The organism is Solimonas terrae (assembly GCF_011067135.1).
Classification (GTDB): Bacteria; Pseudomonadota; Gammaproteobacteria; order Nevskiales; family Nevskiaceae; genus Solimonas; species Solimonas terrae.
This window is the reverse complement of the sequence record NZ_JAAMOW010000009.1, coordinates 240,552-255,926: the sequence shown is the minus strand read 5'-3', so window position 1 is coordinate 255,926 and position 15,375 is coordinate 240,552. Positions and strand designations below refer to the sequence as shown.

The window sequence follows — 15,375 nt, the reverse complement described above, 5'->3', positions numbered from 1 at the left end:
GTCGCCGCGGCGCGCCCCCCTAACGACGGGCGAGCGGTTCCAGCGTCGGCCATACCGCGTCGAGCACTTTCGGCTCGGACGCGGCGATCGGGTGAATCCCGTCGGCCTGGAACGCGTCGCGATCGGCGGCGATCGGCGCGAGCAGGAATGGCACCAGCGCAAGGCGGTCGAGCTTTGCAATCTGGTGAAAGCTCGCCGTGAAGGCCGAGACGTATTCCTCGCCGTAATTCGGCGGCAGCATCATTTCGAACAGGACCGGCGTGGCGCCGGCCTTCCTGCTCAGCGACACCAGCTGCTGCAGATTGTCGCGCAGCCGGGCAATCGGCAGGGCACGCAGGCCGTCGTTGCCGCCGAGTTCGATCAGGACCACATCCGGATGGTGGTGTTCGAGCAGGGCCGGCAGGCGCGTCAGGCCGCCGGCCGTCGTTTCGCCGCTGACGCTGGCATTGATCACCTGTGCGCGATAGCCTCGCTCGGCCAGCCGCTGTTGCAGCAGGCTCACCCAACCCGCCGACTGCGGAATGCCGTAGGCCGCGCTGAGGCTGTCGCCGAGCACCAGCCAGACCGGCGCCTTCGCGGTGGCCGGCGCCGGCTGCGCCGACGCGGCAAAGCCCAGCAGCAATCCACAGATCAGGAAGCGTTTGAACATGGCATCGAGCAGCGCGGTGCGCGCAAGCGGAGTGAGCAAGCAGGTTAGCAGCGGCGGCCAGCCGCTGACGATCCTCGATCATGTCGATCTGGATGTCGCAGCCGGCGAATCGCTGGCGATCGTCGGCAGCAGCGGCTCCGGCAAGACCACGCTGCTGTCGCTGCTCGCCGGACTCGACCTGCCGAGCAGCGGCGAGATCGCACTGGCCGGCACGTCGTTGAACGGACTCGACGAAGACGCCCGCGCCGCGCTGCGCGCCGGTCGCGTCGGTTTCGTGTTCCAGTCCTTTCAGCTGCTCGCCGGGTTCACCGCGCTGGAGAACGTGATGCTGCCGGTCGAGCTCGCCGGCCTCGGCGACGCGCGCGCGCGGGCAACCGCCGCACTCGAAAGCGTCGGCCTGTCGGCGCGCCTCGGCCACTATCCGCAACAACTGTCCGGCGGCGAACAACAGCGCGTCGCGCTGGCGCGTGCGTTCTGCGGCGAGCCGCAGATCCTGTTCGCCGACGAGCCGACCGGCAATCTCGACACGATCACCGGCGGCCACATCATCGAGCTGATGTTCGAGCTCAACCGCGCGCGCAACACGACCCTGGTTCTGGTCACGCACGATGCGACGCTGGCAGCGCGCTGCGGTCGCCGGCTGACGCTGGCGTCCGGCCGCGTGCAGGCGCAATGAACGTCTTCGCGTTTGCCTGGCGTCGTCTGCGGCGCGGCTGGCGTTCCGGCGAACTGCTGATCGTGATGCTGGCATTGATCATCGCCGTCGCTGCGACCGGCACCGTACATCTGTTCAGCGAGCGCGTACGCCTGGCGATCGGCGAACAGAGCGGCGACACCCTCGGTGCCGACCTCGTCTATCGCGCACGCGATCCGCTGCCGGCCAGTCTGCAGGCCAGCATCGATGCGCTGGGCCTGCACGGCACGGCCACCACCCTGTTCAGCAGCGTCGTGTTCGCCGGCGACAACTCCGCACTGGCGTCGGTGAAGGCGGTCGGCAGCGGCTATCCGCTGCGCGGCGCGATCACGCTCGCCGCGGCGCCGTTCGAGGACGGTCATGCCGCCCATGGCGTACCGGCACCGGGCGAAGCCTGGGCGGATGCGCGACTCTGGCAGGACCTGCAGCTGCAGCCCGGCGCCGAACTGCAACTCGGTCGCCTGCATCTGAAGCTGCGTGGCGTGATCACCGACGAGCCCGGCAAGGGCGCCGGCTTCGATGATCTCGCGCCGCGCTTGCTGATCAATGCCGACGATCTCGCCGCCAGCGGCCTGCTCGGTGTCGGCAGCCGCGCGCAATACGAGCTCGGCGTCAGCGGCGCGCGCGATGCCCTGGCGCGACTGCGCGCCGAACCGCTGGCCGACGGCGTCAAGCTGACGACGCCGCAGGACGCGCGTCCCGAACTGCGCAACTCGACGCGCAGCGCCGGGCAGTTCCTCGACATCGCGGTACTGGCTGCGACCCTGCTCGCCTGCGCGGCGGTTGCACTGTCGGCGCGCCAGTACGGCGAGAAGCTGCGCGACGAGATCGCGCTGCTCAAATGCCTCGGCGCGCGGCGCGGCTTCCTCACACGCGCGCTGCTGCTGCAATTGCTGCTGCTCGGTCTGGCCGCAGGTGCCGCCGGCGCGCTGCTCGCGTACGGCGCACAGGAATTGCTGGCGCGCGCGCTCGGCGATCTGCTGAAGCTCGACCTGCCGCCACCGCCGCTGCTGCCACTGCTCGAAGCCGCCGGGCTGGGCCTGTTGCTGCTGCTGGGCTTCGCCGCGCCGCCGATGCTGGCCGCGCGCAACACGCCGCCGCTGCGCGTGTTCCAGCGCAGCGAAAGCGGATCGACCGCGACGCGCGCGATCACCCTGATCGCGATGGCAACCGCGGCCGCGCTGCTGTGGCTGGCGACCGGCGACGTCCGGCTGGCCGGCTGGGTGCTGGCCGGCGCCGGCGGTGCGCTGCTCGCGCTGGCATCCTGCGCCTGGCTGCTGGTACGTCTGCTGACGCCGCTGCGTCGAGCCGCCGGTGGCGGCGGTTTTGCCTGGCGCTTCGGACTCGGCAATATCGCGCGGCGCCGCGGCGCGACGATCGCGCAAGTCACCGCACTCGGTCTGGCGCTGCTCGCCCTGCTGCTGGTTTCGGTCGTCCGCGAAGATCTGTTGTCGAGCTGGCAGAAGAAACTGCCGCCGGACACCCCCAACCAGTTCCTGATCAACGTCCAGACCGAAGAGCTGGACGCACTGAAATCGTTCTTCGCCGCGCACGGCTATGCGGACCTGCAACTCTGGCCGATGGCGCGCGGCCGCCTGATCGCCCTGAACGGCAAGCCGGTCACCGCCGATTCGTTCCCCGATCCCGAAACGCAGCGCTGGATCAATCGCGACTTCAATCTGTCGTGGAGCACGACGCTCAATCCGGACAATCGCATCACCCAGGGTCGGTGGTGGGGCGAAGCCGGCCGCGGCAAGCCGCTGCTGTCCGCCGACGCCTATGCGATCGAGCGGCTGAACCTGAAGCTCGGCGACACCATGACCCTGGATTTTGCCGGCGAACAGCAGACCTTCACGGTCAGCAGTTTCCGCACCGTCGACTGGGACAGTTTCAAGCCCAATTTCTTCCTGCTCGCGCCGCCCGGTGCCGTGTCGGATCTCGTGCCGCGGCAATATCTGACCAGCTTCTATCTGCCGCATGAACAGCGTGCGCTGCTGCGCCAGCTGGTCACGCAGTTTCCGAACGTGACCGTGCTCGACATCGACGCGCTGATGGCGCAGGTACGCGGCATCGTCGATCGCATCGTCCGCGCCGTCGAGTTCATTTTCGCCTTCACGCTGGCCGCCGGACTCGCGGTGCTGCTGGCAACCATCGAGGGCACGCGCAGTGAGCGCGTGCGGGAAACCGCCCTGCTGCGCACGCTCGGCGCCGGTACCGGCCTGATCGCGCGCGGCCTGATCGCCGAGTACGCAGTGATCGGCGCCCTGGCCGGCGGCGTTGCCGCGATCGCCGCGCAGACGCTCGCCTGGGTGCTGGCGGCGAACGTCTTTCACATCGCCTACGGCCCGCGCCCGCTGCTGTGGCTGATCGGCACCGCGAGCGGCGCCGTCGTCGTCTGCGGACTGGGCTGGCTGTCGCTGCGCAGCACGCTGCGCACCCCGCCGAACACGGTCCTGCGACAGAGTTAGCCGATGCATCCGCGGTCGGCTGCGCGCCGTATCTGCGCAAACGATCGAGGAAAGATGCACCACCGGACACGGCTGCACGGGACGTTGGCCCTGATGGGCCTGTGCGCGACATTTTGCGCAACGCCGGCGCGCGCACTCGATTCGGTCCCCGCTTATCAGCCAGGCGACGACGCCGTGGTGCTGGAACGAGCGGCGATCTCCAGTCCGCAGTTGCGCGAACTGAAGGCTGCCCGCATGCGCGCGGAAGCGACGCCGAACGATGCCGCGGCCGCCATCGCCTACGCGCGCCTGGCGATCGAGCTCGGCCGACAGCAGGCCGATCCACGGTTCTACGGCAATGCCGAGGCGGCCCTGGCGCCCTGGGACGCGACGCCTGCACCGCCGCTGGAGATCGCCTGGCTGCGCGCGGTGCTGCGCCAGCAGCGTCACGATTTCGACGGCGCACGCGCCGAACTCGACGCGCTGCTGCAGCGCGAACCGGCCTATGCACCGGCACTGCTGACGCGCGCGGTCATCCATCTGGTGCAGGGCCGGCCGCGCGACGCGCAGCGCGACTGCACGGCGCTGATCGGTCAGGCCAGCGTGCCGATCATCGGCAGCTGTGCAGCGGCTGCACTCAGCGAACAAGGTCAGGCCGAACACGCCTTGCGCACGCTCGCCGCGCTGAACACGCAGGTGTCGGCGGGAATTCCGTTCGACCAGCGCAGCTGGGGCCTGACACTCGCGGCCGAGATCAACGCGCGCATGGAGCACGACGACGACGCGCGCGCGGCATTCGACCGCGCCCGCGCCGCGATCGCTGCAGCCGGCGATCACGATCCGTATTTCCAGGTCGCGGAAGCCGACTTCCTGCTCGATCAGCACGAACCGGCCGCGGTCGTCGAGCGGCTGCGCAATGAAACGCGCAACAACAATGCGCTGCTGCGTCTGACGCTCGCCGAATCGCAGTTGCCGGACGCCGCCTCGCAGGCTTCCGCAAAGAAACACATCGAGATGCTCGGCGAACGCTTTGCCGCGACACGTGCGCGCGGTGAGGCCACGCACCGCCGAGAGGAAGCGCGGTATCTGCTGGAGCTGCGCCACGATCCGGACGCCGCGCTGAAGCTGGCGGTCGGCAACTGGAACGTGCAGCGCGAACCGCTCGATGCGCGCATCTTCCTCGAATGCGCCGTGGCCGCCCGTGCGCCGGACGCCGCCCGGCCGGTGCTCGAATGGATGAAGCAGACCGGCATCGAAGATCCGCGCCTGCATCGCCTCGCCGCACAGTTGCCGGGCGGCGGCTCGTGATGCGCGGTGCCCGCCGCTTCGCCGTGGCGCTCGGCCTGTTCGCCGGCGCCGTGTCGGCGCATTCGTCGAGCAGCAGCTATCTGCAACTGCAGAGCCGCGGCGACGAGCTGCAGGGCCGCTGGGACATCGCGCTGCGCGATCTGGATGCGGCGATCGGCCTCGACAGCGACGGCAACGACGCGCTGACCTGGGGCGAAGTCCGCCAATCGCAGGCACGCATCGATGATTACGCGCTTGCGCATCTGGTCCTGCGCAGCGACGGCGCACGCTGCTCTCTGCAGGTCACGCAGCTGCGCATCGCCGAACATGCCGACGGCCACTATGCCGCGCTCGATCTGGCCGGTCGCTGCCCGCAGTCGGTGACGACGCTGGCCATCGATTACTCGCTGCTGTTCGACCTCGATCGCCAGCATCGCGGCCTGCTGACGCTGCAGCTCGGCAAGGCGCTTTATACCTCGGTGCTCGGGCCGGAAACCGGCGAAGCCGACTTCGGTGGAGACGGCGCGCAGTCGATGTGGCGCGTCGCCAGAACTTATTTTCACGAAGGCCTGTGGCACGTCTGGACCGGCCTCGATCACATGCTGTTCCTCGCCGGCCTGTTTCTCCCGGCCGTGCTGTGGCGCACGCGCGGTGGCGGCTGGCAGGCGGCGCCCGGGCTGCGCGGCGCGCTCTGGCACACTGCCGGCATCGTCACCGCGTTCACGCTCGCGCACGCGACGACGCTGAGCCTTGCCGCACTCGGCTGGGTGCACTGGCCGTCGCGGCTCATCGAGTCCGGCGTCGCGGCGACAGTCGCATTCGCAGGCTTCAACAACCTGGTGCCGATGGTGCATCGACGCCTGGCGGCGATCGCTGCGGCTTTCGGCCTGATTCACGGCCTGGCGGTCGCCAGTGCGCTCATCGATCTCGGCCTGCCGGTCAGCGGCCGCGTCTGGGCAATCGCGACCTTCAACTTCGGCGTCGAGGCGGCACAGCTGTCGCTGGTCGCGACCGTGATTCCCGTGAGCTTCGTGTTCCGCCACTCGCGGATCTACCGCCATTTCGTGCTGGTGCCGGGTTCGTTGCTGGTGACGACGATCGGCGTGCTGTGGTTCATCGAGCGCGCCTTCGCCGTCAAGTTGCTGCCGTTCTGACGAAGCTGGCGCTGCGGCCGTTCGCGCGACGCTTGCGCGCCGACGATCCGGCCGGGCATGACGGCATCCTGCGGATACGCCGCCGGCGGTGGATGCCGGCGCCCTGTCGGGCCGGCGTCGCGCATCGGGCACATGTCTGCGCCGAGCGATGACACTGCGCGCACGGCGCCACAGCGTCGGCCAAAAAAAGGGCCCGCGAACGGGCCCGGAGGTCAAGCTTGGCAAGCGTCCGATTCAGCCGCCGGTGCAACCCGGCGTGAGCGTCGAGACATCGACGGCAGCGTCGCTGTCGACGATGCTCAGGTCGTTGATCGCAGCCGGCGTGCCCTGATCGCAGGTCTTGTTCTTGATCTGGCCGGTGGCCAGATCGCCGACCGTGGTCTGCGACGGCGGCGTACCATCGCCGTTGTCGGTGCCGGTATCGTCGGGGTGATAGCAGCCGGCGAACAGCGTGCAGGCAGCGATCGCGGTACCGATGGCGAGAGCGCGAAAGTTCATGAGCTGTCTTCCTTACGGTGTCGCCGCCACCGAACCCGGTGTCGGCGTGTTCAGGTACGGGAACACGGTCAGATAGGCGGCAGGGTCGGGCAGCGCCCCATCGTTGACCACCGCACCGGCGTTCTTCACCACCGGGGTCGCTCCGCTGACATCACAGGTCTGCAGGTTCAGCGCGTTCTCGGCGATCGCGCCTTCCACGACCGTCAGTTCGATGTCGACCACGTCGTCATATGGACGGCGGCCATTCGGGAAGCCGGCGAGATCACAGGCCAGGAAGCCCAGATCCTTCTGCTGCGCGATCGGCTCTGCCGGAATCGAGGTATTGAGGCGCAGCATTTCGCCCGGCACTGTCAGATTCGCCGGCGCCGTGAACTTGAACGGCTGGCCGTTGACGGTCGCCGTGATGCCGGTGACGAAGGCCGCCAGCAGATCGTTGCGGGGCGTCGCCGGCGGCGGCACGCTGAACAGCGCGTTCACCAGTACCGGCAGCGTCGGATACAACACGTAGGCACCGAAATTGGCGACGTCGTCCTTCGGCTCGCTGGCGTTGAATTTGTCCTTGTCGGTGATGCCGATCACCACTTCATTGACCAGCGGCGAGCCGAGGCGCGAAACCTGCGTGTAGGCGCCGCCTTCCACGGCCGGCCCTTTCGCCGAACCGTTGGTGACCGGACCCTGCGGATTCGGATTGAGCACGCGCGACTGCGGCAGGCTGGCCGTCGTCCAGCCGCCGATGACCGGGTCGTTGCCGGCCGTCAGGCAGCTGGTCGGCACTTCGAGCGCCAGCGATGTGACGTTCTTGCCGGCGATCGCGTTGTGACCGGAATCGCGGGCGCCGAGCGGGTTCAGATTGACGAGATCGAAGACCTGGCCAAGGTTGACGACGAAGCCGTCCTGGCGCTGACCGACGAACACGCGACCTTTGGTCGCACAGCCCGGAATCGTGATGTCGTAGATGAACTGCTGCGCGTAGGCGGCATAGTCGGGAATCGACTTGATGCCGATGTTGTCGGCCGGCTTCTGGAACGTCGCGCCGTCGTCGCCGGTGATCGCGCTCCTGGTGCCGGTGCGGCGGTTGCCGCGGATCAGCGACAGCGTGTAGCTCTCGGTGACATTGAGGTTGGCGCCGGCCGCGTCGATCGTGCCGATGTTGTCGAGCGGTACCGCGAGATTGCCGCCGGACGCGCCGGTCGGCACGCCCAGGCCCTTGTAGGTGTTCGTGAAGCGGAACTGGAACGTCAGGTCTTCCGCCGAGTCGCCATTGTTGTCGACATGAATCTCGTAGAGCGCCGCCGGATCGAGCTTGAAGTAGTTCGGTCCGCCGTAGCCGTCCTGCAGCGGCAGATAGTTGGCGATCAGCGTGACGAAGCCGCCACGGCCGGCCTCGTAGGACTTGAACATGTAGAAGTCGCTGCCGTCGACGCGCGGCATGCCGGCGATCATCGGCGCTTCACGATGGCTGGACGCCGTCGCGACGGCGGGCATCAGTATTGCGGTACAAACGAGCGCGGGAATTCCGAACGAGCGCATGACGACCTTCTCCCTGGTAAGTGTTGCTTGGTGGAAGGTCTTACGGCCGGAATGCCGACGCAGATGCACGAATCGGAAAACGGCAGCGCACGCATTGCGTCCGCGTCGACGGCTTCGCGTGTCGAGACCTCGCAGCCTGCATCCGAACGGCGCGGCGGCCCGTATCGGGCGCGGGCTTCACTTGTCGGATGGAACTGATCGGTCGGCCTGAATGGAAGTGGTCGGGTGCGCCGGCGGCTTTGCAGGCGCACCCTTTTTCGTGCGTCGGGGCGGGAATCCGTCCGTCCTGCGCCGGGCTTCTGGTGGTTTTCCCGCATCGCAGCGCGATTGTTTAGAATTGCGGCCCCGTTTGCGGTACCGCCCTCTTACATTCGCGGAGTGTCCCTATGAAGAAGCCCGTCAAGGTCGCCATCACCGGCGCCGCCGGCCAGATCGCCTACTCGCTCATTTTCCGTGTCGCCAGCGGCTCGATGCTGGGCCCGGACCAGCCGGTGATCCTGCAGCTGCTCGACATTCCGGACGCACTCGAGAAGCTCAAGGGCACGGTGATGGAAGTCGATGACTGCGCGTTCCCGCTGGTCACCGAGACGATCGCGTCGGCCGATCCGATGGAAGCCTTCGACGGCACCGACTACGCGCTGCTGGTCGGCGCCCGTCCGCGCGGCCCCGGTATGGAGCGCAAGGACCTGCTCGAAGCCAACGCCAAGATCTTCTCGGTGCAGGGCAAGGCGCTGTCGGAAAAGGCCAGCCGCGACGTCAAGGTGCTGGTGGTCGGCAACCCGGCGAACACCAACGCGCTGATCGCGCAGAGCAACGCCAAGAAGCTCGATCCCAGGCAGTTCACGGCGATGGTCCGCCTCGACCACAACCGCGCGCTGTCGCAGCTCGCCGCCAAGACCGGCAGCAAGACCACCGACATCAGCAAGATGATCATCTGGGGCAACCATTCGGCGACCCAGTACCCGGACATCACGCACACGCTGGTAGGCGAGAAGGCCGCGGTCAACCTCGTTGATCAGGAATGGGTGGAGAAGGACTTCATCCCGACCGTGCAGCAGCGCGGCGCCGCCATCATCAAGGCGCGCGGCCTGTCGTCGGCTGCCTCGGCCGCTTCCGCCGCCGTCGATCACATGCACGACTGGGCACTCGGCACCAACGGCAAGTGGGTCAGCATGGGCATTCCGTCCGACGGTTCGTACGGCATCAAGCCGGGCGTCGTCTACGGTTATCCGGTGACCTGCGCGAACGGCAAGTACGAGATCGTCCAGGGCCTGTCGATCAACGAGTTCTCGCGTTCGCGCATGGACGCGACCGAGCAGGAACTGCGTGAAGAACGCGCCGCGATCGAAGAGCTGCTGAAGTAGCACCGTAAGCCGTCCGGCGAGGGCCCCATGCGCTTTTTGCATGGGATCGCCGGCACGGCGAGTCGCTGCGATGCGCCCTCCAGGGGTACATCATGGTCGCGAAAAAGGCCGCCCTCGGGCGGCCTTTTTGTTTCCGCGATCACATGCGTGACTACAGGCCGCGGATCGCGGCCGCGGCCTTGTCGAGAATCTCGGCGATGCGCAGCTGCTGTTCGCGCGTGCCGCGTGCCTTTTCGATCAGCGCCGCCTTCAACGTGTGTCGCGCCATGCGCAGCTCCGATGCGAAATGGCCATGTCGGCCGTGCCGGCCGCGACCGCGCGCCGGCAGCTCAGCGTCGACGCCATCGTCGTCGTCGCCGTCGCCGCCGGACAGCGTCTGCCGCATCTGCTCCATGCGCGTGCCGATCCACGCCAGCTGCTGCAGCAGCGCATCGACCGTCGCGCGCTGCGCTTCCAGATGCGCGAGGCCGTCGTCGCTGATGTGATACAGCTTCTTGGTGCCCTGCAGCTCGATGCTGGCGTGACCGATCTCTTCGAGATACGTCAGCGCCGGGTAGATCACACCCGGGCTGGGGCTGTAATACCCCTTGGACTTTTCCTCGACAGCCTTGATTAGCTCGTAGCCGTGGCGCGGCTTGTCGGCAAGCAGGGCGAGCAGCAGCAGCTGCAGATCCGCCGAACCGAGTTTGCGGCCGGGGCCGAAGTGGAAGCGGCCACCGCCCATTTCCGGGAAGTCGTTGCCGAAGCCACCGCCGAAGCCGAAGAACCCGTGGTGGCGGCCGCCGTAGCGGGCCGCGTGGCGTTCGGCATGGCGTTCGTGAAACCTTTCGAACATGCGATGCATGGTTTTGTCCTGGTTGATGTGTGATGAGAAATATATCGTACGATATATCTAATTGCAATATATCTCGGCCACTACCCTCGTATCGAGGCCCGGCCGGCGCAGCGCGCCGCGCCGTCGCGTCCGCAGTCCTGTTATTTTTCGGGGATGGAGCTCTATCACTTCGAAGACGGCAAACGGCCGCGCCGGCTCTCCGCCGACGAAGCCCTGCCGCAGACCGGCTACCTCTGGGCCGACTTCCAGCGGGACGACGCCGCCAACTGGGCCTGCTGGGCGGAGCCCATCGTCAACAGCGCGATCGAGCCGCAGCACATCGACGACAGTCTGAACTCGCTGCATCCGTCGTTCTTCGACGGTACGCCCGACTACGACATGGTCATCTTCCAGGGGCTCGGCCCCAGCGATGCGCCGTTTCCGATGGAGACGCGCACCACCGCGTTCTTCATCTTCAAGCGCGTGCTGGTGACGATCTGCGCGCACGACAGCCTCAGCGTGCAGCGCGTACGCGCGCGACTGTTCGATACCAAGATCAAGCCGCCGGCCTCGCCGATGCTGCTCGCGCATCTGATGATCGACACCATGATCGATCGCTTCCTGGCAATCCGCGAACCGATGGCGGCGCTGCTGACCGAGCTGCAGGACGATCTGCTCGATCCGCGCAGCTCGTCGACCGACTGGCGCGTGCTGCTCGACAACCGCAAGCAGGTGCGCCGTCTCGAAGCGCTGTCGGAAAGCCAGCTCGAAGCGCTGGACGCCTGGCGCCGCAGCTCGTGCTTCGACTGGAACAAGACCATGGACGTACGCGTGCGCGACGTCGTCGAACACGCAACGCGCGTGCTGAACTATGCGAGCGGCCAGGAACGCGACATCGAAGCGGCCGTGCAGCTGCACTTCGCGTCGGTCGCGCATCGCACCAACAAGATCATGCAGGTGCTGACCGTGCTGTCGGCGATCTTCTTCCCGCTGACGCTGATCGTCGGCATCTACGGCATGAACTTCGAATACATGCCCGAGCTGCACTGGCGCTACGGCTATTTCTACGCGCTCGGCCTGCTCGCCGCGATCGGCGGTTCGCTGTACTGGTACTTCCGCAGCCGCCGGTTTTTCTAGCGCGCGGGAAACGCCGCGGCTTGCAGGAGCGACCGTCTTCACGCTTTCTGCAGGAGCGGCGCAAGACGCGACGGACCCTCCTTGCCTCCCGGTTCGCGGCTTGCGCCGCTCCTACTGATAGAGCTGGCCGCCGCGCTGCAGCCAGCCGTCCGGGTGCCGGCGCTCCGGATCGCGATGCGTCCAGTGCACGACGCCGCCATTCTCGTTCCACACGTATTCGCCGCTGAAGGTGATCAGCTCGCCTTCGGCGAGCGCATCGATGCGCGACGCCAGATCGATGTTGTGCGCGATCAGCAGCGTCTGTCCGGAATCGAGGCGCAGGATGAAGCGCTGATGTCGGCTGCCTTCGCGATCGTCCGGCAGCACGGCGATCACGTGGCCGCCACCCTGCACCTGCAGATGCTCGCTGTGGTTGGCATAGGCGTCGGCCAGCATCTGGTCGGACGCCAGTTGCGCGCCGCCGTTGCCGGTGCCCGGCGAACCGCGACCGAACAGCGCGATCAGGCCGGCGACCAGCACGGCAATGACCAGGAATTTCTTCATCGTGTCTCCGCACGAACGAGCCTGAGCGCAAGGATCGCGCTTTTTCGCCGCCGACGCCCGCGCCACCCGGCACGCGTCGGCGCCACGGCCGCCGACGGGCGGACGGCGGCGGTTCTACAATGCCGGATATTCTCCGATCCGCCGCGCGCCGCCTGACCGCGGACACCCGGCCACCAGTCCATCTTCGATGCAGCACGATCTTCCCCACGGCGCCGACACCGCGGCGCCGCCGAGTCCCGCCGCCGCGCGGCCCTACCACCTGCGGCTGCTCGACAGCGCCCCGGCAGAGCTGTCCGCGCAGGTTCTCGCCTGCGTCGAGCACGGCCGTGGCCGCGCAACGGACGACGATCCGCGCCGCATTCGCGTCGAGACGCCCTTGCTGGCCGGCAGCGGCGTCGAACTCTGGGAAAGCCCGCTGCCGGTCCGGCATGGCCGCGACGAGGCCATCGGCTACGCCGAAAACGGACTCGTGCTGTTCGGTCAGCTGCATCTCGACGAACCCGCGCTGGCCGACATCGAACGGGCCAGCTTCGATGCCTACGCGCGCATCGAACGCTTCCTGCAGCAGCGCGGCTTTCCGCACTGGCTGCGCGTCTGGAATTTCCTGTCCGACATCACCGGCGGCAGCGGCGACGCCGAGCGTTACCGGCAGTTCACCGTCGGCCGTCATCGCGCACTGTCGCTGAAATCCGGTTTCGAGCGCGAGCTGCCGGCCGCCACCGCGATCGGCACGCGTGACGGCGGGCTGCTGATCTGGTTCATCGCCGGCACCACGCCGGGCACGCAGATCGAGAACCCGCGACAGGTCAGCGCCTTCCGTTATCCGCGCCAGTACGGCCCCAAGAGTCCGAGTTTCTCGCGCGCTAAGTTCCTGCGCTGGCAGGGTGACGCCGAGCTGCTGGTGTCCGGCACCGCCAGCATCGTCGGCCACGAAACCCTGCACCCGGACAGCCCGCTGGCGCAGCTCGATGAAACGCTCGCCAACGTCGAAGCCCTGCTCGGGCAGGCCGCAGCGGACACGCCACTGCAGCCCGAACTCGTCAAGCTCTACCTGCGACAGGCCGAACATCTGCCGCAGGTGCAGGGGCGCCTGCTGTCGCACTTCGGCGCCGCGACGCCGTGCATGGTGCTGCAGGGCGACGTCTGCCGCGCCGAACTCGACGTCGAGATCGAAGCAATCTTTCGCGCCACCACCTGAAGCCGCGGCGACTGCCGCCTTCACGAGCACGCCGCGCTTGCGGCAGACTCGGGCGTCCGGAAAATCCGACGGAGCGAGACGATGGCCACACTGAGCGGCAGCTGCCACTGCGGGAAGATCACGTTCGAGGTCGAAGGCACGCCCGAGAAAGTCTACGAGTGCAACTGCTCGCACTGCAGTCGGAAGGGCTACCTGCTGTGGTTCATGCCGCGCGACAAGCTGCAGCTGAAAACGCCCGAATCGGCGATGTCCAGCTACCGCTTCAACAAGCACGTCATCGAACACCAGTTCTGCCCGAACTGCGGTTGCGCCCCGTTCGCGCTCGGCAAGGATCGACAAGGGCAGCCGACCGCGTCGGTCAATGTGCGCTGTCTCGAAGGTTTTGATCTGGCGTCGGTTGAACGCGTGGCTGTGGACGGGAGAAGCTTCTGACACTAGGCAAAGTACGGAACCTGTGCATTGGTCCTATTCAGAACAAAGCGTGTTCTTATTAACAAATATGGTTGCCGTTTACTTGCCGCTTCGTGTTCTCCGGCGTCGCAAGCCTCAAGGAAACGCTTCCTTCATCATCCGCCGGAACTCCAAGACATCGTGGCCATCTGGCAGCTTGCCCTTGAGAGTCCAGTCCAGCATCGTATCGACGATCTCTAAAGCTTCATCACTGAGCCTAAATTCGCAAACGCGGTGCGAGTTGTAGTGACAGCCGATTGGTTGCATATGGTCCAGACGAAGAATTGATTCATCGGAACCATCGAGCGGAAGCTTGTCCCACAAATACTGAGGGTACTCGCAATGACGAATCCGATCTACGAAGGCTTGGTTATATCCAGCGCGCCGAGCGGTTTTCTCAGCTCCGTAGTAGGGAGCTACCAACATAGTTGGCGCGCTAGCGTGATTGGGCATGCCTTGGGTTAGCTTCCGATCGACTCTTGGACAGTCCTCGCTGAGCACTAGACAGGGTCGAATTTTTGCGCGATAGGCTGCCCAGACTTCGCCTCTATTTAGGGGCATTGCGGCTACGGGTAGCTGTGTCTGCTTCAGCGGCTGACTGACACTAAGTGGTGCGACCTTTACGTCAGCTTGCTGATGAGACGTCGGATCAGTTCGGCCGATGGGACTGAAGGTGTACGGCACCTGATCAACGTGAGGCGCGAATGTCCAAATAAGCGCGCCACGACACAGTTTCTGCTCCGGATGCGAGATCCACCACTGACTAACTAGCGTCTGCAAGCAATCGTCAGGGTAAGTCATGGCCATGGCGTGTTGCCGACTTCCAAACGTTTTCGTCAAACTCTACCGTGAGTTTTTCCTCGTTAAACGCTTTGCCAGCGTCGTCATCAAGCCATCTAATACCCTCTTCATAAACCTCGTCGTACCGTGCCGGTTCTGGTTCGACCATAACCGCAGCGGTGACGCGTCGTTGAGCGCGACGCCGAATCAGCTCGCGCATATTTTCGTGAAGCTTCTTCTTTTGCTTTGCACTCAAAGAATCGATCGCTGACTCGGCTTTCGTCTGCTTGGGATACGGCTCTTCCAAGGAAAAATCTAGACGCTCACCCGGTGCTGCAAAAAGCATAGGCACGGTCTTGTAAACGAAATCAAGTAGTGCGGGCGTGTCATGTCGATATGCGTGGACCTTCGAGGGAAGTTCTATACGAATTTCACTTGGAAGCTGTGATCGAAGCCCTCCAAGGAGCGCTTCGTCGGTTTTTGTCCAACGAACCCAGTTGTCTCGATTCTCGAGGTCACTCTCGAATTCATGGCACGAGGCGTGTATAGCCTTCAGCGCAGGTTCGATTCGTGCATGCACAGCTGGCGCCCACGGACCAAAGTTATAAAACGTCCAATCGGCGCCAGAGAAAGTTTGACCATCGTGCCGGCGCGCATATGCCAAATCCGCGAGATAGACGTACTTGATCAAATGGATCGGACCAAGCATGCGATCCGCAAATGTGTCTTCCTCACCAGCTAGCAACAACGCAAACTGAATGACGAGATCGGTCTTGGCGGTGTCTATCGGCATGACCAGACGGCGAAGGAGATGAGGGAGATCATACCGG

The 15,375-nt window shown here is 65.9% G+C and carries 15 protein-coding genes; 8 read left to right on the top strand and 7 right to left on the bottom strand.

Annotation, left to right across the window (positions count from 1 at the left end; translation table 11 throughout):
• Positions 1–19 precede the first annotated feature (19 nt).
• Positions 20–688 (bottom strand): arylesterase, encoded by a 669-nt coding sequence (locus G7Y85_RS17515; protein ID WP_241696250.1) that lies wholly within the window; start codon positions 686–688, stop codon positions 20–22.
• Between G7Y85_RS17515 and G7Y85_RS17510 the strand changes: the two genes are divergently transcribed.
• The 4 genes from G7Y85_RS17510 (at position 648) to G7Y85_RS17495 (ending at position 6,231) form a co-directional block, all read left to right on the top strand.
• On the top strand, positions 648–1,325 hold the full coding sequence (locus tag G7Y85_RS17510; protein WP_166260376.1) for an ABC transporter ATP-binding protein: 678 nt from the start codon (positions 648–650) through the stop codon (positions 1,323–1,325). The genes G7Y85_RS17515 and G7Y85_RS17510 overlap by 41 nt on opposite strands.
• The gene (locus tag G7Y85_RS17505) at positions 1,322–3,811 is read left to right on the top strand and encodes an ABC transporter permease (RefSeq protein WP_166260373.1); all 2,490 of its coding nucleotides are present in this window, start codon (positions 1,322–1,324) and stop codon (positions 3,809–3,811) included. Before G7Y85_RS17510 ends, G7Y85_RS17505 begins: the two co-directional genes overlap by 4 nt.
• A gap of 174 nt (positions 3,812–3,985) precedes the next feature.
• On the top strand, positions 3,986–5,098 hold the full coding sequence (locus G7Y85_RS17500; RefSeq protein WP_166260370.1) for a tetratricopeptide repeat protein: 1,113 nt from the start codon (positions 3,986–3,988) through the stop codon (positions 5,096–5,098).
• The gene (locus tag G7Y85_RS17495) at positions 5,098–6,231 is read left to right on the top strand and encodes a HupE/UreJ family protein (RefSeq protein WP_166260367.1); all 1,134 of its coding nucleotides are present in this window, start codon (positions 5,098–5,100) and stop codon (positions 6,229–6,231) included. Before G7Y85_RS17500 ends, G7Y85_RS17495 begins: the two co-directional genes overlap by 1 nt.
• Positions 6,232–6,465: 234 nt before the next feature.
• On the opposite strand, the gene G7Y85_RS17490 is transcribed toward G7Y85_RS17495, so the two are convergent.
• Together G7Y85_RS17490 and G7Y85_RS17485 are read right to left on the bottom strand one after the other, a co-directional pair.
• Positions 6,466–6,729, bottom strand: a complete 264-nt coding sequence (locus G7Y85_RS17490) for a hypothetical protein (protein WP_166260364.1) — start codon at positions 6,727–6,729, stop codon at positions 6,466–6,468.
• Positions 6,730–6,741: 12 nt separating this feature from the next.
• Complete coding sequence (locus G7Y85_RS17485) at positions 6,742–8,214, bottom strand: DUF4331 domain-containing protein (RefSeq protein ID WP_206675605.1); 1,473 nt, start codon at positions 8,212–8,214, stop codon at positions 6,742–6,744.
• Between the two features lie 431 nt (positions 8,215–8,645).
• Between G7Y85_RS17485 and G7Y85_RS17480 the strand changes: the two genes are divergently transcribed.
• A complete protein-coding gene (locus G7Y85_RS17480) occupies positions 8,646–9,623 on the top strand; it encodes a malate dehydrogenase (RefSeq protein WP_166260358.1) in 978 nt (325 codons plus the stop codon).
• A gap of 151 nt (positions 9,624–9,774) precedes the next feature.
• On the opposite strand, the gene G7Y85_RS17475 is transcribed toward G7Y85_RS17480, so the two are convergent.
• On the bottom strand, positions 9,775–10,458 hold the full coding sequence (locus G7Y85_RS17475) for a PadR family transcriptional regulator (protein ID WP_166260355.1): 684 nt from the start codon (positions 10,456–10,458) through the stop codon (positions 9,775–9,777).
• A 153-nt stretch (positions 10,459–10,611) separates the two neighbouring features.
• Here G7Y85_RS17475 and G7Y85_RS17470 point away from each other — a divergent pair, with 153 nt between their 5' ends.
• Positions 10,612–11,574, top strand: a complete 963-nt coding sequence (locus G7Y85_RS17470; protein ID WP_166260352.1) for a magnesium transporter CorA family protein — start codon at positions 10,612–10,614, stop codon at positions 11,572–11,574.
• Positions 11,575–11,685: 111 nt separating this feature from the next.
• Here G7Y85_RS17470 and G7Y85_RS17465 read toward each other — a convergent pair whose 3' ends face one another.
• Positions 11,686–12,117, bottom strand: coding sequence for a DUF3465 domain-containing protein (locus G7Y85_RS17465; RefSeq protein WP_166260349.1), 432 nt, complete (start codon positions 12,115–12,117; stop codon positions 11,686–11,688).
• A 187-nt stretch (positions 12,118–12,304) separates the two neighbouring features.
• On the opposite strand from G7Y85_RS17465, the gene G7Y85_RS17460 reads away from it, so the two are divergent.
• Entirely contained in the window at positions 12,305–13,315 is a 1,011-nt protein-coding gene (locus tag G7Y85_RS17460; RefSeq protein ID WP_166260346.1) for a chorismate transformation FkbO/Hyg5 family protein, read from the top strand.
• A gap of 81 nt (positions 13,316–13,396) precedes the next feature.
• Positions 13,397–13,747, top strand: coding sequence for a GFA family protein (locus G7Y85_RS17455; protein ID WP_166260343.1), 351 nt, complete (start codon positions 13,397–13,399; stop codon positions 13,745–13,747).
• A 114-nt stretch (positions 13,748–13,861) separates the two neighbouring features.
• Here G7Y85_RS17455 and G7Y85_RS20195 read toward each other — a convergent pair whose 3' ends face one another.
• On the bottom strand, positions 13,862–14,218 hold the full coding sequence (locus G7Y85_RS20195) for a hypothetical protein (RefSeq protein WP_206675604.1): 357 nt from the start codon (positions 14,216–14,218) through the stop codon (positions 13,862–13,864).
• 334 nt (positions 14,219–14,552) lie between these two features.
• Positions 14,553–15,338: a Panacea domain-containing protein gene (locus G7Y85_RS17445; protein ID WP_166260340.1), complete on the bottom strand. Its 786-nt coding sequence runs from the start codon at positions 15,336–15,338 to the stop codon at positions 14,553–14,555.
• Between the last annotated feature and the right edge of the window lie 37 nt (positions 15,339–15,375).